General features: G+C 45.8%; 20 protein-coding genes and 3 tRNA genes. 20 read left to right on the top strand and 3 right to left on the bottom strand.

Features of this window, described 5'->3' with window-relative positions; genetic code table 11:
* Positions 1 to 140 precede the first annotated feature (140 nt).
* Complete coding sequence (locus tag BW928_RS01005; RefSeq protein WP_076554376.1) at positions 141 to 1631, bottom strand: M48 family metalloprotease; 1491 nt, start codon at positions 1629 to 1631, stop codon at positions 141 to 143.
* 297 nt (positions 1632 to 1928) lie between these two features.
* On the opposite strand from BW928_RS01005, the gene BW928_RS01000 reads away from it, so the two are divergent.
* From BW928_RS01000 to BW928_RS00940, 14 genes are all read left to right on the top strand, one after another.
* On the top strand, positions 1929 to 3614 hold the full coding sequence (locus tag BW928_RS01000) for an ABC transporter substrate-binding protein (RefSeq protein ID WP_076554375.1): 1686 nt from the start codon (positions 1929 to 1931) through the stop codon (positions 3612 to 3614).
* Between the two features lie 94 nt (positions 3615 to 3708).
* Positions 3709 to 5463 (top strand): monovalent cation:proton antiporter-2 (CPA2) family protein, encoded by a 1755-nt coding sequence (locus tag BW928_RS00995; RefSeq protein ID WP_076554374.1) that lies wholly within the window; start codon positions 3709 to 3711, stop codon positions 5461 to 5463.
* Positions 5464 to 5838: 375 nt separating this feature from the next.
* Positions 5839 to 6018: a hypothetical protein gene (locus BW928_RS11890; RefSeq protein ID WP_227516520.1), complete on the top strand. Its 180-nt coding sequence runs from the start codon at positions 5839 to 5841 to the stop codon at positions 6016 to 6018.
* A gap of 72 nt (positions 6019 to 6090) precedes the next feature.
* Positions 6091 to 7467, top strand: a complete 1377-nt coding sequence (locus BW928_RS00990) for an ABC transporter substrate-binding protein (protein WP_227516519.1) — start codon at positions 6091 to 6093, stop codon at positions 7465 to 7467.
* 576 nt (positions 7468 to 8043) lie between these two features.
* Entirely contained in the window at positions 8044 to 8964 is a 921-nt protein-coding gene (gene oppB, locus BW928_RS00985; RefSeq protein ID WP_076554373.1) for an oligopeptide ABC transporter permease OppB, read from the top strand.
* Between the two features lie 18 nt (positions 8965 to 8982).
* Entirely contained in the window at positions 8983 to 9882 is a 900-nt protein-coding gene (gene oppC, locus BW928_RS00980) for an oligopeptide ABC transporter permease OppC (protein WP_076554372.1), read from the top strand.
* 45 nt (positions 9883 to 9927) lie between these two features.
* The gene (gene oppD, locus BW928_RS00975) at positions 9928 to 10905 is read left to right on the top strand and encodes an oligopeptide ABC transporter ATP-binding protein OppD (protein ID WP_076554371.1); all 978 of its coding nucleotides are present in this window, start codon (positions 9928 to 9930) and stop codon (positions 10903 to 10905) included.
* A gap of 4 nt (positions 10906 to 10909) precedes the next feature.
* Positions 10910 to 11893 carry a murein tripeptide/oligopeptide ABC transporter ATP binding protein OppF gene (gene oppF / locus BW928_RS00970; RefSeq protein ID WP_076554370.1) on the top strand — a complete coding sequence of 328 codons (984 nt, stop codon included), beginning with the start codon at positions 10910 to 10912 and terminating at the stop codon, positions 11891 to 11893.
* Complete coding sequence (locus BW928_RS00965; RefSeq protein ID WP_227516518.1) at positions 11872 to 12291, top strand: sulfurtransferase TusA family protein; 420 nt, start codon at positions 11872 to 11874, stop codon at positions 12289 to 12291. Before oppF ends, BW928_RS00965 begins: the two co-directional genes overlap by 22 nt.
* A 689-nt stretch (positions 12292 to 12980) precedes the next feature.
* Entirely contained in the window at positions 12981 to 13835 is an 855-nt protein-coding gene (rpoH, locus tag BW928_RS00960) for an RNA polymerase sigma factor RpoH (RefSeq protein WP_200800821.1), read from the top strand.
* Positions 13836 to 13909: 74 nt separating this feature from the next.
* Positions 13910 to 14275 (top strand): DUF423 domain-containing protein, encoded by a 366-nt coding sequence (locus BW928_RS00955; protein WP_076554368.1) that lies wholly within the window; start codon positions 13910 to 13912, stop codon positions 14273 to 14275.
* 19 nt (positions 14276 to 14294) lie between these two features.
* On the top strand, positions 14295 to 14498 hold the full coding sequence (gene thiS / locus BW928_RS00950; RefSeq protein ID WP_076554367.1) for a sulfur carrier protein ThiS: 204 nt from the start codon (positions 14295 to 14297) through the stop codon (positions 14496 to 14498).
* 186 nt (positions 14499 to 14684) lie between these two features.
* Positions 14685 to 15530, top strand: a complete 846-nt coding sequence (locus BW928_RS00945; protein WP_076554366.1) for a carbon-nitrogen hydrolase family protein — start codon at positions 14685 to 14687, stop codon at positions 15528 to 15530.
* A gap of 66 nt (positions 15531 to 15596) precedes the next feature.
* Positions 15597 to 16307 (top strand): tetratricopeptide repeat protein, encoded by a 711-nt coding sequence (locus BW928_RS00940; protein WP_076554365.1) that lies wholly within the window; start codon positions 15597 to 15599, stop codon positions 16305 to 16307.
* 1 nt (position 16308) lies between these two features.
* Here the strand turns inward: BW928_RS00940 and BW928_RS00935 are convergent, their stop codons facing one another.
* Together BW928_RS00935 and ccmA are read right to left on the bottom strand one after the other, a co-directional pair.
* Positions 16309 to 16980 carry a heme exporter protein CcmB gene (locus BW928_RS00935; protein WP_076554364.1) on the bottom strand — a complete coding sequence of 224 codons (672 nt, stop codon included), beginning with the start codon at positions 16978 to 16980 and terminating at the stop codon, positions 16309 to 16311.
* Positions 16977 to 17609, bottom strand: coding sequence for a heme ABC exporter ATP-binding protein CcmA (gene ccmA / locus BW928_RS00930; RefSeq protein ID WP_076554363.1), 633 nt, complete (start codon positions 17607 to 17609; stop codon positions 16977 to 16979). The genes BW928_RS00935 and ccmA overlap by 4 nt, the downstream gene beginning before the upstream one ends.
* 238 nt (positions 17610 to 17847) lie before the next feature.
* On the opposite strand from ccmA, the gene BW928_RS00920 reads away from it, so the two are divergent.
* The 6 genes from BW928_RS00920 (at position 17848) to BW928_RS00895 (ending at position 20245) form a co-directional block, all read left to right on the top strand.
* Positions 17848 to 18453, top strand: coding sequence for a type III secretion system chaperone family protein (locus BW928_RS00920; protein ID WP_076554361.1), 606 nt, complete (start codon positions 17848 to 17850; stop codon positions 18451 to 18453).
* 35 nt (positions 18454 to 18488) lie between these two features.
* On the top strand, positions 18489 to 19394 hold the full coding sequence (locus tag BW928_RS00915) for a histone deacetylase family protein (protein ID WP_076554360.1): 906 nt from the start codon (positions 18489 to 18491) through the stop codon (positions 19392 to 19394).
* 153 nt (positions 19395 to 19547) lie between these two features.
* Positions 19548 to 19623 (top strand) — tRNA-Lys (locus BW928_RS00910).
* Between the two features lie 29 nt (positions 19624 to 19652).
* Positions 19653 to 19728 (top strand) — tRNA-Lys (locus tag BW928_RS00905).
* Positions 19729 to 19732: 4 nt separating this feature from the next.
* Positions 19733 to 19808: transfer RNA gene (locus BW928_RS00900), tRNA-Asn, on the top strand.
* 134 nt (positions 19809 to 19942) lie between these two features.
* The gene (locus BW928_RS00895) at positions 19943 to 20245 is read left to right on the top strand and encodes a CopG family transcriptional regulator (protein ID WP_076554359.1); all 303 of its coding nucleotides are present in this window, start codon (positions 19943 to 19945) and stop codon (positions 20243 to 20245) included.
* Positions 20246 to 20276: the final 31 nt, after the last annotated feature.

Below are 20276 nucleotides of genomic sequence, written 5' to 3'. Positions count from 1 at the left end.
AAAGCAATCGTGATTTTTCAATTATTCCACCCATAGCGGATTTGCAAATATGCAGCCGCCAGCCACTTTTTTATTTGGCTTGGTTGATTTACCAACCAAAATCAATAACCAAAATCTTAGCCCAAAACAATCCACCAATCTCATCTGGGCTTAAAATCTCGTGCCACAATCACCTGCTGCTTGTCTTTATCAAGCATTGATAACAGGCTTGATGCTTGTGGCAACTGCTTGGCAAGCTGTTCTGCCTGTGCCAATGACTGCAATGCTCCCGTGTACTGACCACGCCATAGCTCCAGCTGACTGCGTGAACGCAAGGCATGGATTGTGGCAATGGTCTTGGTGGTGGTATCATCACTTGCCTGCGACCGCTTATCATAAGCACGATAAGCCAGCTGCCAAGCAACAACATCAGATGACCCATCTTGCACCAATGGCGTCAATAATGCCAGTGCTGCATTTGGTTGATTCAGCGACAATTCAACCTCTGCCAATGCCAATCGCAAATCTCGCCGTTCAGGATACAACAGCTGGCATTGTGCCAAAAGCGTCTTAGCACGCTCGTATTGCTTGTTGGCAGTAAACACAAAAGCACCAGTTAGGCACATCAAAGGGTCTTGCTTGCCCAATGAAACCTCAAGCCAAGTTGTTTCGGCTTTGGCAAATTGCCCATTGTCCGCCAGATACATTGCCAATGCCAACTTTGCCCCTTCGCTATATGCCGAACTGGCGATAAGCTCAGCATAGGTGGTTTGCTTACTTAGGTATTTGACACGCCAGTATAGTTGGTCAAAGATGACTGCGTGTTGCTTTAGGCGAGTCTGTGAAGCTCTTGGATAGGTTTGGCTGCGTGCATTTGCCTCAGAGAGTCGCTCGGCGGTAAATGGGTGCGATTGCACAAAACTTGGCACAAAAGCATTTTTGGCTTGGTTTAGGCTTAATTGTCGCTGCATTCTGCCAAAAAACTTCGGCATTGCTTGCGTGTCATAGCCCACCTGTGCCAAAATCTGCATACCTACCCTGTCAGCCTCTCTTTCATTTTCTCGGCTGTGGCTGGCTGCAACCTCTGCTGCCGATGCTTGAGAGCCTGCCATCGCCATCAATGCCGCATCACCACTGCCAGATGCCGAAGCAGCAATGGCAGCCAACAAACCGCCCAGCTGCAATGCCAAAAGTTTTTTGTTATTATCCTGCCGATGTTCATAGTGTCGCTGGCTGATATGTGCCACCTCGTGTGCCATGACGCTGGCAAGCTCGTCCATGCTCTGGGCGGATAATATCGTGCCTGTGTTCATGCCAATTAGCCCACCAGGTACGGCAAAGGCATTAATATTGTTATCATTGACAAGCACTGTGGTGTACAAAGGCGTGTTGCGTACCGAAGCATTCATCTCGGCACTCATTTGGGCAATCAGCTGATTTGTCCACGCATCATCAATCACAGGCAGGCTTGCATGAATCTGACGCAACGACCACGCAGCAATCTGCTCATTGCGATGCTTATCATAAAAGCCCTGCCCATCTGCCATGCTCGGCAACTGATAACCAAGCGTCTGACCATCTGCCAGTGCAGCTTGGCACATAAGCAGCCCAGCACACAATGCCACTTGTTGATATTTTGTCAATAAAGCCACAGCCCACCTCGTTTTTTAAACAAACCCAATCCGCCAACTACAGATTGCCACGCCATACTTATACATTGATTGTACCGCAAAATTGCTCAATTACTTAAAACATTAACAATTTTTGTTAATTCTATTGACATCTTAGTTACATTTTGTCAATATAAACCAACCATCGCAGAATTTTGGTAACAATAAACCTGCAGGCAGCGGTTGCCATGACAAATTTTCGGTCTTAAGGCAATTTGCCAAACCCCGAGATGGGCAGGTTGATGGTTGTACACTTTTGACAATTAAGGATATCGTCTTATGAATACAGTTTTCACGCCAGCTCGTTTGGCAGTCGCACTTGGACTTAGCACCTTACTCGTTGCCTGTGGTGGCAACAAAGAGCAAGCCACCGATACAGCAGCCGCAAAAGCTGATACAGCTACCGCAAAAGAAGATCTTGCCAATATCGAACTGGCACAGACTCAAGAAATCACCATCAATAATGGTGCCGAGCCAGAATCGCTTGATCCGCACAAAGTATCTGGCGTGCCAGAGTCTAGCATTTTGCGTCAGATGTTTGTTGGATTAACTTCTGTTGATATGGACGGCAATACCATCCCCGGCATGGCCGAATCTTGGGAAAGTACCGACAACAAAACTTGGATTTTTAAACTGCGTGATGCCAAGTGGTCAAATGGCGACCCTGTAACCGCTCAAGATTTTGTTTATAGTTTCCGCCGTCTGGTCGATCCAGAAATTGCTTCGCCCTATTCTTCTTATCTGGCAGATGCCAAAATTGTCAATGCTCAAGAGATTATTGATGGCAAGGCTGCAATGGACACATTGGGCATAAAAGCACTTGACGATAAGACACTGGAAATAACCTTATCTGCACCCGTGCCATATTTCCCATCAATGATGATTCACACTTCGGTTAAGCCTGTACACCAAGCCACCGTTGAGAAATTCGGCGACAAGTGGACTTCGCCTGAAAATATCGTGGTCAATGGCCCTTATAAACTGTCTCAATGGCAGGTCAATGAACGCATCGTACTAGAACGCAACCCAGTGTATTATGACGATGCCAACACCACCATCAACAAAGTAACGCTACTGGCTATACCGCAGCCTACTACCGATGTACAGCGTTATAAAGCAGGTGATGTTGATGTAACTGGCGAGTCGCTACCATCAGAGCAGTTTGTACAGCTGAAAAATGAGTTTGGATCGCAAGTCATTGTACCGCCAAAACTATGTACTTATTATTACGAGTTTAACCACACCAAGGCACCGTTTAATGATGTGCGTGTGCGTAAGGCACTGTCTTTGACGCTTGATCGCGATATCATCGTGGATAGTATCTTAAAGCAAGGTCAAAAAGTTGCCTATCAGTTCAGCCCAGAGGCAATCCAAGGCATCAAAAACTACACGCCTGAATGGAAATCTTGGGATAAGGCAAAACGCATCGAAGAAGCCAAAAAGCTCCTTGCCGAAGCTGGTTACAATGAGAACAATCCGCTGAAATTTGAACTGCTGTATAACACCAACGACCAGCACAAACAGCTCGCTGTGGCAGCAAGCTCATTCTGGAAGGAAAACTTAGGCTTTGTTGATATCACCCTTAACAACCAAGAGTGGAAAACCTACCTAGAAACACGCCGCAAACAACAGTACCAAATGGCACGCGGTGGCTGGTGTGCTGATTATAACGAAGCGTCAACCTTCCTAAACACGCTAAAATCAGAAAACTCAAACAACTACGGCAAATACAACAATCCAGAATTTGATGCTCTGTTGAATAAAGCATTCGGTGCCGATGTTACAGAGGAACAGCGTGCAGAGTTGTACAACCAAGCAGAAGCGGTTTTGGATAAAGATGCAGCCAACATCTTTGTTTATCAATATGTTGCACCTCGTTTGGTGAAACCTTATGTCAAAGGCTTCTCAGGCAACGATCCTTTGAACTATTGGCAGGTGAAAAACCTAAAAATCGCCAAACAATAAGCGTTTAACAACCAACAAAGTAGCAGCAACAGTGTTTGCTGCTACTTTGTTTTTGGGATATAATAATCAGCTTTTTGTATTTTTGGAGTGATTTATGGCGGCAGAAGGTGCAAGCCAGCTTGGCTCTGTCGCGGCTTTATTAGGAGCTGCGGTCGTTGCGATACCTTTATTTAAACGACTGGGGCTGGGTTCGGTGCTTGGTTATTTGGCAGCAGGACTTGCAATCGGGCCGTTTGGCTTGGGGCTGTTTCATGATCCACAGGCTATTATCCATGTGGCAGAGTTTGGCGTGGTGATGTTTTTATTTGTGATTGGACTTGAGATGAAGCCATCACACCTGTGGAGTTTGCGTCATCAAATCTTTGGCTTGGGTAGTATGCAGGTGATTTTGGCAGCCTTTATACTGACGCTTGTAGGCATGGCATTTGGTTTTGCATGGCAGATAGCCTTTGTTGGTGCGGCAGGTTTTGTCCTCACTTCCACCGCCATTGTCATGCAGGTGCTGGGCGAACGCAACGAACTTAATAGCCCCAGCGGACAACGCATGGTGTCCATCTTATTGTTTGAGGATTTGCTGATTGTGCCACTGCTTGCGATTGTGGCATTTTTGGCTCCAGCCGACCCAAGTCATGTAGCAGGCGACACTTCTGTGCTAAAGCAACTGGGACTGGCATTGCTTTCTTTGGCGGCACTGGTGATAGCGGGTTTATATTTGCTCAATCCTTTGTTTAGAATTTTGGCAAAAACCAAAGCCCGTGAAGTGATGACCGCTGCTGCCTTATTGGTGGTTTTGGGAGCGGCATTGCTCATGGAGATGGGCGGACTGTCAATGGCGATGGGGGCATTTGTTGCAGGCGTGTTGCTGTCAGAATCCAGCTTCCGCCATCAGCTAGAGGCGGATATTGAGCCGTTTCGTGGCTTGCTGCTCGGTTTGTTTTTTCTAGGGGTTGGCATGGCACTTGATTTAAATGTCGTGGCTGCCAACTACAAATTAATTCTATCTGGCGTAATTGCTCTGATGACCGCCAAAGCAGTGGTGATTTATGTCGTGGCTCGCATTGCCAAAAGCAATCACGCTGACGCACTAAACCGTGCCGTGATGATGGCTCAAGGTGGCGAGTTTGCTTTTGTGCTGTTTTCGGCAGCGGCATCTCAGGGCGTGATTACCGCAACAATCAATGCCAACATGACCGCCGTTGTCGTGCTATCTATGGCAATTACACCTGTGATGATTATGTTGCACCAACGCTTTGCCAAAGCCGCCCAAGCCTCAATGGACGGCGTGGACAATCTAGAAGCTGGCGACAAAAAACTCAAAGGCAATGTGCTGATTATTGGCTTTGGGCGTGTGGGACAAATTGCCAGCCAAGCACCGATTGCTTACGGTGCTGACATTTCTATCATTGATAGTAATCCCGATGTGGTTCGAGGAGCAGCAAAATATGGCTTCAAAGTCTATTACGGCGATGGCTCTCGTGAAGATGTTCTGCACGCTGCAGGGGCATATCAGGCCAAGTGTGTTTTGGTGTGCATCAACGACAGTGAAGCAACAACTCGCATTGTCGAGAATATCAAGCACCATTGCCCAACCGTCAAAGTAATCGTGCGTGCCAATGACCGTGAGCATGCCTTGCATTTGGTGCAGGCGGACGCCGATTTTGTGATTCGTGAGACCTTTGAGGCTGCCATGCTAATGGGCAATGAAACCATCAAGCAGCTGGGAGCAGATGAGCTACAAGCAGAAGATATTTGCGATCAAGTGCGTAAGGCTGACCATGAGCGTTTTGCCCTAGAATTGTCAGGTAATGAGTTTGCAGGGAGGGATTTGTTGCTAAAAAACACCCAGTAATAAACATCACTTGCCATCTATTCCAACCCCACCAAACCAACAAAATCCAAGCAAGACGCTTGGATTTTTATTATCCTTTTATGCTTAAATGGTCAAGTCAAGCACCATGCACCACTTGATTTTGGTACAAAATGATAGAGCTGTTTGCTTAGCCAGTCTGACAAAGTCATCAACTTAAAAACCATCAACCAACAATAACGCCCTACAAACTTGCTCATTTTTGTGTTTTGGTGCAAACGAACCAAATCCGCCTTGATGGACAGCAATTTTTAACAGCAAATAATAAAACGCTTGCCAGCTGTGTAGTTTTTAGGTATTATTCAGATAGTGTTTTGTAAAAAATGCCAATTTTCATCATTATCCAAGAGGGAATTTATGACCACTTTATTTAAGCCCACCCTGCTGGCAGTCAGCCTTGTTGCCCTGCTAAGTGCCTGCTCAAAGCCAGCCGACAAGCCAGCCAGCTCCAGCACAACGACAACAACGGCAGGCATTACCATCAATAATGCCAGTGAACCAGAAACACTTGACCCACAACTGGCTCAGGGTGTGTAAGAGGCCAATATCATTCGCCAATTTTCCGAAGGTTTGGTCAGCACTGATAATGATGGCAATTTGGTCGCTGGTATGGCAAGCGAATGGAGCAGCGAAGACAACAAAACTTGGATTTTTAAACTGCGTGATGCTAAGTGGTCAAATGGCGACCCTGTAACTGCTCAAGATTTTGTTTATAGCTTCCGCCGTCTGGTCGATCCTGCAACAGGCTCATACTATGCCAGCTACCTAGAAGATGCCAAAGTTGCCAATGCCCAAGCCGTCATTGATGGCAAAATGCCAGTTGATAAGCTCGGTGTTGAAGCGGTAGATGACAAAACCCTAAAAATCACACTGGTTGAGCCTGTGCCTTATTTTCCTGATATGATGATTCATTCATCGGTGCAACCTGTACATCAAGCCACCGTTGAAAAATTCGGCGACAAGTGGACAGACCCTGCCAATATTGTGGTCAATGGCCCATTCAAGCCAACACAGTGGATCGTCAACGAAAAAATCGTACTTGAGCCAAACCCAGCTTATTACAACGCCAGCATTGTCAAATTGCCGCAACTGACCATCTTGCCAATCTCGCAAGCAACCACCGATGTCATGCGTTATCAAGCAGGTGAGATTGATATTACTGCCAGCGAATTGCCACCAGAGCAATTTAACGACTTAAAAGCCAAACTTGGTGATGAGCTAAAAAATGCACCAACCCTATGCACTTATTATTATGACTTAAATCACAGCAAAGCACCTTTTGACAATCCAAAAGTTCGCCAAGCACTGACTTTGGCGATGGATCGTGAAGCCATTGCTGACAAGGTGATGGGTCAAGGACAAATCAGTGCTTATCAATTCACCCCAACTGCCATCAAAGGTGGTGTCAGCTACACGCCTGCATGGAAATCTTGGGACAAGGCAAAACGCATCGAAGAAGCCAAAAAGCTCCTTGCCGAAGCTGGCTACAATGAGAAAAATCCACTGAACTTCGACCTGCTCTATGACACCAACGAAAGCCACAAAAAGATTGCCGTGGCAGCAAGTAGCCTTTGGAAAGACTCTCTAGGCTTTGTCAATGTTAATTTGGTTAATCAAGAGTGGAAAACCTATCTGGACAGTCGCCGCAATGGTAATTATCAAATGGCTCGTGCCAGATGGTGTGGCGATTATAACGAAGCCTCCACTTTCTTAAATCTGCGTAAATCCAACAATACCAACAACTGGACACGCTACAATAACCCAAAGTATGACGAGGTCATGCTCCAAACGCTCACCGCCAATGTTGATGATGCTGCCAGAATCAAGCTCTACGAAACTGCCGAAAGTCTCATGGATCAAGATGCCAGCCAAATCAATATTTTTTACTACAGCAATGTACGCTTGGTAAAACCTTATATTCAAGGCTATTCCAACAAAGATCCTCTAGATCAGTGGCACGCCAAATATTGGTCGGTAAATAAATAACCACAAAGCGGCATTTGTCTTATACAGATGCCGCTTTTATTTCTCCACAATCCACAAGCTACTATCAATTATTAATTTTATCTATACTAATTGATTAATTAATAAAACAAATCTCGCCTAGTACGGTCAAAAACACCCTGTCAATAACCACCAAAAGCCAAGTTGCAAAATCTTAAAATAATATGGTATGTTTGATTTTTAATCAATTTTTTGATAAATATGCCAATTCGGCATACAATTCATTCGGCAATAAAATACTTAGTAGAGCGTTATTTGCCAAAAATTTGCAAAAATAAGCAATATTTTTTACAAAAAAAATAAAAAACTATGGGAATTTTTCACCCATTTGTTATAATAGGGGTAACTCTGATATAAAGGAGCTTATGGTTGCAGGTGCTTTTTGCATTATCTGACGATTGTTGTATTTTGCAACCAACTGTGTGGATTACCACCGATACAATAAGCCAAGCCAGCTAGAGTTCAGCGATTTTTTAAATCAGCCAAACCCATCAATCAAGCGGATGGCAAACAACCCCATGGAAGATTTTGCCATAGGCAAAACAAAAGGTTATTTTTATGTTCAAACTCATCTTACGGCGTACGCTCGAAGCGATTCCAACGCTGCTGTTTTTGATTACCATTTCCTTTTTTATGATGCGTCTAGCACCTGGCAGCCCTTTTACTGGTGAGCGTAACTTGCCACCTGCTGTCATGGCAAACATCGAAGCCAAATACAATCTTAATGACCCACTTTGGCTACAATATCTCAACTACCTAAAACAACTGCTGCAAGGCGATTTTGGTCCGTCTTTTAAATACAAAGACCATACCATCAATGAGCTACTTGCCCAACAGCTGCCAATTTCGGTTGAGATTGGTCTGTATGCCTTCGTCATCGCGGTTGTGCTTGGTATTACTCTGGGTATCATCGCCGCCTTAAAACAAAACAGCTGGCTGGATTACTCTCTGATGACGCTTGCGATGGCAGGTGTTGCTGTGCCAAGTTTTGTTAAAGCACCGCTGATGGTTTTGGTATTTGCCGTTATTTTAAAATGGTTCCCAGCAGGTGGTTGGAACAATGGTGCATTTATGAACCTTGTGTTGCCAGTTACTGCATTGTCATTAAGCTATATTGCCAGCATTGCTCGTATTACTCGTGGCTCGATGATTGAGACGATGAACTCACAATTTATCCGCACCGCTCGTGCCAAAGGCTTGCCGCTTTCTCGTATCGTAACTCGTCATGCCTTGCGTCCTGCCATGCTGCCAATTATTTCTTATCTTGGCCCTGCATTTGTTGGTATCATCACAGGCTCTATCATCATTGAGACGATTTTTGGTCTGCCCGGTATTGGTCAGCTGTTTGTTAATGGTGCATTGAACCGTGATTATAGCTTGGTGCTTAGCCTGACCATCTTGGTTGGTGCATTAACCATCTTATTTAATGCCATCGTTGATATTTTGTATGCTATCATCGATCCAAAAATCAAATACTAGGACGGATAAGGGATTTTTATGTCAAATCAAGTTTCAACGACAATTGCACCGACTGCCGCCAAAGAAGTCAAAGGACGCAGCCTGTGGCAAGATGCGTGGCGTCGCTTTTCTCATAATAAAGCAGCATTGATCAGTGGTTTTATTTTACTACTCATCACTTTATTTGTTGTATTTGTGCCAATGTTTGCACCGTTTGGCTATGCCGATACAGATTGGGCAAATATGGCCTCCGCCCCCTCAATTGAAACCAAGCACTATTTTGGTACAGACAATTTGGGTCGCGATTTGCTTGTGCGTACTGCTGTCGGTGGTCGTATCTCGCTGATGGTTGGTATCGCAGGCTCGCTGGTTGCCGTCCTATTTGGCACAATCTATGGTGCAGTCTCTGGCTATTTGGGCGGCAAGGTAGATATGCTGATGATGCGTTTTGTTGAGGTATTGAACGCTTTTCCCTTCATGTTCTTTGTGATTTTGTTGGTAACTTTGTTTGGTCGCAACATTATCTTTATCTTTGTGGCGATTGGTCTGGTTTCATGGCTTGACATTGCCCGTATTGTTCGCGGTCAAACCTTGAGCCTAAAAAACAAAGAATTTATTGAGGCGGCTCATGTTGGCGGTGTTTCTGGCTGGAAAATCGTTACTCGCCATATCGTACCCAATGTGTTGGGCGTAGTTGTGGTCTATGCATCACTGCTGGTGCCCGGTATGATTATGTTTGAATCTTTCTTGAGTTTCTTGGGTCTGGGCGTGCAAGAGCCAATGACCAGCTGGGGTGCTTTGCTCCAAGAAGGTGCCCAAACCATGCAGGTAACGCCTTGGCAGCTGCTTGTACCATCGGTATTTTTGGTGGTAACGCTGTTCTGCTTTAACTTCATCGGCGATGGTCTGCGTGATGCTCTAGATCCAAAAGACCGCTAATTATAAAGATAACAGGCGTGTATTCTGCACGCCTAGGAGAACAATATGGCTTTATTAGAAGTAAAGGACTTAAAGGTAAAATTCAAAACCGAAGACGGCTTGGTAACTGCTGTCAATGGTCTCAATTTCAACCTAAATCAAGGCGAAACGCTTGGTATCGTTGGTGAGTCTGGTTCTGGCAAATCACAAACCGCTTTCTCAATTCTTGGTTTGCTTGCCAAAAATGGCTATACCGAAGGCTCGATCAAATTTCGTGATAAAGAATTGGTTGGATTATCACAAAAAGAACTTAACAAAATCCGTGCCAACGAAATTGCCATCATCTTCCAAGATCCGATGACCAGCCTAAATCCTTTTATGAAAGTAGGCGATCAGCTGACGGAAGTATTGATTTTGCACAAGGGTATGAGCAAGGCAGAGGCTTGGGAAGAGTCCATTCGCATGCTTGATGCGGTAAAAATCCCCGAAGCTCGCAAGCGTATTGGTATGTATCCGCACGAGTTTTCGGGCGGTATGCGTCAGCGTGTGATGATTGCAATGGCACTACTTTGCAGACCCAAGCTATTGATTGCAGACGAGCCAACCACGGCACTTGATGTTACCGTACAAGCACAAATCATGGCACTACTTAATGACTTAAAACGCGATTTTGACACCACCATTATCATGATTACCCATGATTTGGGCGTGGTGGCAGGTACTTGTGATCGCATCTTGGTCATGTATGCAGGTCGTACGATGGCATACGGCAAGACCGAAGAGATTTTTTATAACCCAACCCACCCTTATACCATTGGCTTGCTTGGAGCGATTCCACGCCTAGATGGCGAAAGCGAGCGATTAACCACCATTCCCGGCAACCCACCAAACTTGCTAAACCTGCCTGTTGGTTGCCCATTTGTTGAACGCTGTGAATATGCGATGGATATTTGCCAAAACCAGCCACCAGAGCTGAAATTTTTGCCAAATGAACGCCAGCGTGCTTGCCACTGGCAGCACCCAAATCTACCTGTAGGAGAATGATGTCATGACGACTCCATTATTACAAGTTCGCAATGTGCAGACGCATTTTGATATTCATAAAAAAGGGGCGTTCTTTTGGCAAAAGCCCGCCACCTTAAAGGCAGTAAACGGCGTATCATTTGAGCTAAAAGCAGGCGAAACCTTGGGCGTGGTCGGCGAGTCAGGCTGTGGCAAATCCACGCTGGCACGCACCATCATCGGTTTGGTCAAAGCAAAATCAGGCAGCATTTTATTCAATGGTGAAGAGCTGGTTGGGCTGCCTGAAAAAGCATGGAAAACCAAACGCCAAGAAATCCAAATGATTTTCCAAGATCCGCTGGCATCACTAAACCCACGCATGACCGTTGGCGAAATCATTGCTGAGCCACTGCGGACGCACCACCCTGAGCTAAAAAACGAAGAGATTCAGCAGCAAGTGCGTGAGATGATGAAAAAGGTTGGACTGTTGCCAAACCTAATCAACCGCTATCCGCATGAGTTTTCGGGCGGTCAGTGTCAGCGTATCGGGATTGCTCGTGCGTTGATTTTGCGTCCCAAGCTGATTATCTGCGATGAACCAGTATCGGCACTTGATGTGTCAATTCAAGCACAGGTAATTAACCTATTGCAAGAAGTGCAAGAAGAGATGGGCTTGGCGTTGATTTTTATCGCTCACGACTTGTCTGTTGTCAAGCATATCTCTGACAGAGTACTGGTCATGTATCTGGGCAATGCTGTTGAGCTGGGTACTGATACCGCTGTCTATGACAAGCCAACTCACCCCTATACCCAAGCACTGATGTCTGCTGTACCACTGCCAGACCCAGAAGCTGAACGCAACAAAACCGTACAACTGCTTGAGGGTGATTTGCCAAGCCCTATCAACCCGCCTTCAGGCTGTGTGTTTCGCACCCGTTGCCCATTGGCAACCGATGAATGTGCCAAGACCAAGCCCGTCTTAGAAGGCACAGACAGCCACCAAGTTGCTTGCTTGCACGCCGCTGTCTAAACCTACAACGCCCCAGCTTTGGGGCGTTTTTCCCAGCTGATATCGATTTTGACAATTATATGATGAATTTTTTTGGCACTTTAGAGCAAACAGAGCAGTCGTTTTTTTATCAAGAGCTCGCAAACCAGCTTGATAAGCTATCGCTTAGCCCTGATACTGTTGTGGCATTTTTTGATGCACGCAATTTGCCCTGCCCGATGCCGCTACTAAAAGCAAAAATTACCCTTCGTAGCATCAATGCCAATCAAGCACTGTATCTGATTGCCACCGACAAAAATTCACAAACCGACCTACTTGCCTACTGCCAAAAAAACGCCCTCACCGCCCACAGTTGGCACAGTGATGCACCAGATGGCACGGCGACCATCTATCATTTTATCCTGCTAAAAACTGCCTAATCGGTTATCCATCAGCCATCTTGTCTATTTGGCTTGGGATAAATGTGTATTTTTAATATAAAATAAATTTCATTTTAAAATTATTAAGCTATCTGGTGCCAGCTGATGATTTGTTGTTATAAATTTGCCCAAATGGCTGTGCAACATTCTCCGTAAAGTTTCATGCAGACACCAAGCGTATCAAATCAATCAGCCGCTTAGCAGACTTGGACAAATCCACCCTTTTAAGCAAACAATCCATAAACAAACGATGGTATTATTCCAAAAGGTAAAATGCAATCGCCATGTGATTTGGGCAATTGCCAAGCAAAGCGAAGTCCTAATTGGCACTAATTCCAAGCCAAAAGTTGCAATTTGTAAAAATTATGTGTTTTCGGCAGTGAATACTAGCCAATTAACAACATTTGCCGTACAATAGTAAAATCCTATTGACAACCTAAGCCAAGAGTACAATGTCCAAACGCAGCCACGATAATGATTACGACCACGATGATGGTTATGAGGATTACTATCCAGATGATGAGCTTGATGAGGATTTGAGCGATGATTTGATTCATGAGCTTGAAGACTTTAATGACAAAGACTTCGGCGATGATGAATACACCCAAATGCTTGACAAGTACTCAGACAACCTGCCAACCTCGCCTGCTGTGTCGCACAATGTCGCCACCAAAGACCTTGTGCCTGCCATGCCTACACATTTGGCAGCCCCGGGAGTGAATTTGGGTGCGTACATTAATACAGTGCATCAAATCCCCATTTTAAGCCCTGAGCAAGAACGCGAACTTGCCGAACGCTACTATAACGAAGGCGACCTTGAGGCAGCACAACTGTTGGTGATGTCGCATTTGCGTTTTGTCATTCATATCGCTCGTAGCTATTCTGGCTACGGCTTACCACAGGCTGACCTGATTCAAGAAGGCAATCTGGGACTGATGAAAGCCGTCAAACGCTTTGACCCAAATAAAGGCGTACGATTGGTAAGTTTTGCTGTACATTGGATTAAAGCAGAGATTCACGAATTTGTCATCAAAAATTGGCGGATTGTCAAAGTTGCCACCACCAAAGCACATCGCAAGCTGTTTTTTAATTTACGCAGCTTAAAAAAATCCAACAACCAGCTGACACTAGAAGAAGCCACCGCCATCGCCGAAGATTTGAATGTAACGGTAAAGCAAGTGCTAGAAATGGAATCTCGCCTAACCAGCTATGATGCCAGCTTTGAGGCACAGGATTCTGATGATGACGAGGGGCGTTATGCACCGCAGCTGTTCTTAGAAGATGCTGTCAATCCTGCCGATGTGGTTGAAGAGGCAGACTGGGAAGAAAACACCACTACCGCCCTAAAAGACGCCATGGACAGCCTAGATGACCGCTCACGCGACATCATCACCCAAAGATGGCTTGCTGACCAAAAATCCACCTTGCACGATTTGGCAGCTGTGTACAACATCTCTGCCGAACGAGTACGCCAAATCGAAAAAAATGCCATGGATAAAATCAAAGAAGCCATCACCTTAGATCGCATGATTTTGGACGATTAAGGATTGGTAACAAACTAAATAAGCGGACAAGGCCCAAATTTTGACTTTGTCCACACTCTACACAAAGGTAGCTTATGACTTGGTTAAAAATCGCCGCCATCAACCTTGCCATCGGCGTGGCACTGGGAGCATTCGGAGCCCATGGACTGCAGGGCATGAGTGATTATGCTGTGCAAATTTGGCAAACAGCAACCATGTATTTGTTTGTACACGCATTGGGACTGCTTGCCATCGGCGTGCTGCACGCTGTCAGCACCCATCGTGCCACAGTTGCTGCTTTTGCCATGCAGCTTGGCATTGTGTTATTCAGTGGCAGTTTGTACGCCATTGCACTGGGTCTGCCCAAGTGGCTAGGGGCAATCACCCCCATCGGTGGCGTACTATTTATCCTTGCATGGCTGCTGATTGTCTTTGGCAGTGGCAAAACAAAATCATCATAACCATCAACAAGGAGAGACGATGCCCAAGCAAATTATCCTAAACGGTCAGCCCATCAGCGATGACAGCGATACCGTTCTACAGCTGCTGGAGAAGCATCAGCTGACTCAAGGTCGTTTTGCGGTGGAGATTGACGGCGTACTGTTGCCAAAATCACGCCTAGAGCAGACCGCCCTACTGCCAAATATGCGTATCGAAGTGGTGCAAGCGGTTGGCGGTGGCTAAAAAATACCCAATGCAATCAAATGCCTGTTAGAGACTGCATTGGGTACTTTGCCACTATCGCACAGTTTGCGATTTTTTGCAAGTGATTTTGCCAAACAGACGCCACTTAAGCAATCTGACAACAATCACCACTGACACGCACGATACCCAGCCACAATTATCACCATCATCTACAAGGAGATTATGATGAGCTTTGCCATTGCCAGTATTGGATTAAATAGCCAGACCAGCATCGATAACAACCTTCGAATCATCAGCCATGCCGTCAATGAAGCCGCCCAAGCTGGTGCCAAACTCATCGTACTGCCAGAGAATGCCTGTGCCATGGGTCGCCAAGATGAGCTGGCGATACGCTTTGATGAGATTTGTCAGTTTTATCAAACGCTGGCACAAAAGCAGCAGATTCATCTGGTTGCAGGCACACTGCCCTGCCCCAATCGCCCAGATGGTAGCAAGGTCGGTGGCGGTAGATTTCGCCAAACCAGTCTGATGATTGACCCCGCAGGCAACATCAAGGCACGCTATGACAAGATTCATCTGTTTCGTGCGATGGTCAATGACAGCACAGGTCGCTATGACGAGAGTCAGACTTTTGAGGCGGGTGATGAGGTGGTGATTGCCAACTGCATGATTGACGGTGTGGCGGTGAATGTTGGCATGATGATTTGTTTTGATGTCAGATTTCCTGCACTTGCCCAGCAACTGCGACAACAAGGGGCGGACATTCTGACCGTGCCAGCAGCATTCACCCAGCGAACTGGACAGGCTCACTGGCAGCTACTGCTACAGGCTCGGGCGTTGGACAGTCAATGCATGGTGATAGGGTCAGCCCAAGGCGGCATGCACCATATCGGCAGCCGTGTGCGTGAGACTTGGGGGCATTCGCTTATTGCTGATGCCAACGGGCAGGTGGTGGCAACTACAGGTGAGATGACTGGAGAGTATCAGATTGTCTATGCCAATTACACCCCAAGCGAGCAGCGACAAATTCGTCAAAACTTGCCGATTTTTGACTGCCATCGCTTGAGCTGATGATACACTTTTTAATACAACAACCATCTTTAATTTTACAACATCAAATCGCACACAGAAACTCCCATGAACAATAAAACCCTTGCCCAATCACTTGCCGTCGCCCTATTATCCTCTGCCTTGATGGCAAATGTAGCAAGCAGCAATAGCCCAGCCAATCCCACAACTGGTGCAGCAAAAGCAGCGACAGCGGATTATTTTAATACTGCTGTCAATTATTATTTTGGGGAAAATGGCAAGCCTCAAGATTATACGCAGGCGAAATATTGGTTTGAAAAAGCAGCAATGCAAGGCAGTGCAGATGCTAAGTTCAATCTTGGTGTGATATATTATGACGGTCTAGGCATACCCCAAAATTACAATCAAGCCAAATATTGGTTTGAGAAAGCAGCAGCACAAGGCGATGCGGCCGCTCAATTTAATCTTGGCATAATGTATGATAATGGTTATGGCGTCAAACAAGACTATATCAAAGCAAAATATTGGTACGAAAAGGCTGCCAAACAAGGCTCGGCAAAGGCTCAATTCAACCTTGGTGTAATGTATATCGAAGGTAAAGGTGTCAGACAGGATTATACCCAAGCCAAATATTGGTTTGAAAAAGCAGCAGCACAGGGTTATGCAAATGCCCAATTTGCTCTTGGTGTCATGCATTATGATGGTCTAGGCATGCCCCAAAATTACAGTCTTGCTAAGCAATGGCATGGCAAAGCCTGCGATAATGGCGACCGACAAGGCTGCGATGAATATAAAAAGCTTACAGCACTTGGTTACTAAACTACTCCGCCCATGCCATCTGTAGCACCGCTGCCACCACCCAAGGTGTTGCCAAGATGGCAATGATACTGCCTGCCGCCAACAGTGCCAAGGTCGGCAGGCCATTTAGCCCTGTCGTTTGTAAATCCACCGCACCCGTGGCAAAAATCAGCACAGGCAGCTGCATTGGCAAGGCAATCAATGGCACCAGCACTGCACCATTTTTGAGCGTCAAAGTCAGGCTACTGGCAATCGCCGACAGTGCCAAAAGCAGTGGCGACCCCACCAAGATAGACAACATCAACATCAGAGCATCTGCCATCGGCATAGCAAACAGCACCACCACCAGCAGCGACAACAACGCCACCATACCCGCACTGAACAACCAATGCACCAGCAACCGTGCCAGCACCCAGAGAATCAGCGGTGCTTTGGTTGCCACCAACTGTGCCAGCACACCATTATCAAACTCACTGCGGAACAAATCATCAACACCAATAACCAACGCCAACAGTGCTGCAATCCATACCGCCGATGGTGCCAGTCGCAACAATAAATTTGGCTCGCTGCCAATCGCCAGCGGAAACAAGGTGATAATCAACAAAAACAGCACCAAAGGATACAGCCATGACACCGCTCCCTGCCACTTGATTTGCCACTCTCGCTTAAGCATGGTCAAGAACGCATGATTCATACCGCATACTCCGCCAAATCCAACTGGCAATTTGCCACATTTATCGCCTGATGACTGGTCATCAGCACCGCACCGCCTGCAGCTGCAAATGTCGCAATCTGCCGCTCAAGCAAATCAACCATCTGCATATCCAGTGCTGTCAATGGCTCATCAAGCAACCAAAATCCTGCCTGTGCTGGCGTTAGCACGAACAGTTTCGCCAAGCCAACTCGCCGCATCTGCCCTGCTGACAGCTGTGCTGCTGGCACATCTTGCAAACCATCAAGCCCCACCTTTTCCAATGCCATACTTATCAGCTCATCATCTGCCGCCACGCCATGCAATGCCAGCAAAAACTGCAAATTCTGCTGCACGGTCAATGCACTGCTAATGCCCAACTGATGCGACACATACACCATGCCAGTTTTACAGGTAATCCGCCCTGTCATCACAGGCAACAGTCCTGCAATCTGCAAAATAAGCGTGGTCTTGCCCAAGCCATTCTCACCAATCAGATGGCACACATCACCAGCACGCAATGCCAAATCCACCCCTTGGCACAACAAAAACTCCCCTCGCTGCACATTCACCCCTTGTGCGGTGAATATCAGCTGTGTGTGCGTGCTATCTGTGCAATCGGCATTTCCCATCATTCTTACATCTATACCCATGCAATCTTAATCGGTTAAATTTGTCATATCATACCAAAATTTCGCCACATTTACCGAAACAAATTACAAAACGCACCAAAATCCAAGCCAACACAACGCACCTTTTGCACAAAAGTAGCAAATTACCCATTTTTATTGGCACAAACTTTGCAAAATTTTTCAAAAATCATCATTTGGTGTTACAATACATAAAATTAAAACCAAGTTCGGCACAACGATGAAACTGCTAAGCAAACTCAAAAATCTATTCAGCAAAAATCACCAAACCGCCACGGACGAACCAGCTCCAATTAGCCGACAAATCATGCACTATCTGGACGCTCGCAAATGGCAGTATGAATATCACCCCGCCAACAACGAACAAGCTCTGCATGAGCTGCATCATATTTCACTGAATCTAACCGACAGACAGCGAGAATGGACTTGTATATTTCGGATAAATGAAAAAAATCAGCTTGTTGGGCTTTTTGCCATCTTGCCAGACATTGTGCCGCACAGTCATTTTGCACCGATGATTATGGCAATTGCCAATGCCAATCGCGGCGTGGATTTTGGCAGTATTGAGTTCAGCCCAGCAGATGGCATCATACACGCCAAACTAAGTTTTGATGTCGAGTTTGCACCACTGACGGACAGACTGCTTGATTGTTATTTACACGCAGCGACAACCTTAAGCGAGCTTGCCCAGAATCTCTATGATGAAGTCATGAACGAAAGCGAACCAAGCCCAATTTTGCTTGATTATTTACATTATAACGATTTGACCGCTACTGATGATGGCAAGCAGGACAGCTTTTTTGTGCCGACCGAGCAATACCAATAATCACGCCAAAATACAGCCAAGCCAAATCAATCATCATGCTAAAAATCGCCCATTCACCCCTATTTTGCCACCCTTTGCCTGCCAATCATCGCTTTCCGATGGCAAAATATCAACAAATCCCCGAACGGCTCATAAGCCAAGGCGTGATTTGTCATGACAATCTGTTTCACCCCATTTTGGCAAGTGAGGCAGAAATTCTAAGCACCCATACCGCCAAATATTGGCACGAATTAAAGACGCTCACACTTGCTGCCAAAGACGCACGCAAAATCGGACTGCCGATGTCTGCCGAACTCATTAAGCGAGAACGCTACATTGCCCATGGCACTTATGAATGTGCCTTATATGCCAAAAATTACGGCATCTCACTTTCAACCTCAGGCGGTACGCACCATGCTTTTGCTGGGCATGGTGAAGGATTTTGTATTCTAAATGACATCTGTATCGCCAGCAACCTGCTCATTCATCGCAAGCAAGCTGAGCGAATTTTAATCATCGACCTAGATGTGCATCAAGGCAATGGCAACGCTGCCATCATGGCAGACAATCCCAAAGTCTTTGTGTTTAGTATGCACGGCAAGAAAAACTACCCTTTTATCAAACCACCATCAGACCTAGATATTGAGCTTGATGATGGTACAGATGATACCACTTATCTGCATCAGCTAAGCCACACCCTGCCTACGATTATTGATTCATTTTGTCCTGATATGATATTTTATCAAGCAGGTGTTGATGTGCTTGCCACAGATGCTTTGGGTAAATTATCGCTTAGCATGGCAGGCTGTGAACGCCGAGATGAAATCGTATTACGCACCGCACATCAGCACGGCATACCTGTTGTGGTTGTCATGGGCGGTGGTTATAGCCCCAATCTTGGCGACATCATCACCGCCCACTGTCAGACATTCTTGCTTGCCAAACAAATTTGGCAATATTAATAAAACTGCTCAATAATTGCACAGTCATCATGCTGGCAGTGATTTTTTCAGCAAAAATTTGCAAAATTTGCAAATAAACGCTTGCAATTATAAAATTTTTGCGTATAATATGCACCACATTAGCGATATGGGATACCGTATCCTAGGATAGATGGGTCGTTAGCTCAGTTGGTAGAGCAGTTGACTTTTAATCAATTGGTCGCAGGTTCGAATCCTGCACGACCCACCATTTATCCACAGCTTATTAAGTATCGCTAAGGGTCGTTAGCTCAGTTGGTAGAGCAGTTGACTTTTAATCAATTGGTCGCAGGTTCGAATCCTGCACGACCCACCACCATTCCCCAATAGCTCAGTCGGTAGAGCATCGGACTGTTAATCCGTGTGTCCCTGGTTCGAGCCCAGGTTGGGGAGCCAAATTCAAAAACCCCTGTTTAATCGCAGGGGTTTTTATTTTATAAAAAATACCATGCCATCTCCGCTGCATCTTGGATTTGACAACGCAAGCTGTCATGCTATAATCTACCTACATTCTCATTGGATAGACAGTCATGATACCGCCACGCCTAAAAAATCGCTATCTCAACCACCCACAGACCATCATGCGTCCTGTGCATCTGCGTCTGTCTGAAGAGATTATCGAGCATTTGGAAGAAACCGCTAAAGCACATGGCTTTGAACGCATTCAAGGATTGATTCGCCTATATGTAAGACAAGGACTGGATCGTGATAACTGCAACTATAGCCTAGCTCAAGATGTGCTGTTTATCGAAAAATTACGCAAAAAAGGCGTAAGCCAAAAAATCATCGATGAAGCATTGACCGATGTTAATCAAAAATGCGATTTGGACTAAGCCAATCCAAAATCATCATCTAAGTGTTTTT

The organism is Moraxella cuniculi DSM 21768, from assembly GCF_900156515.1.
In the GTDB taxonomy this organism is placed as follows: domain Bacteria; phylum Pseudomonadota; class Gammaproteobacteria; order Pseudomonadales; family Moraxellaceae; genus Moraxella; species Moraxella cuniculi.
Note: the sequence above shows the minus strand (reverse complement) of the source record. Positions and strands in the feature narration are given on the sequence as shown.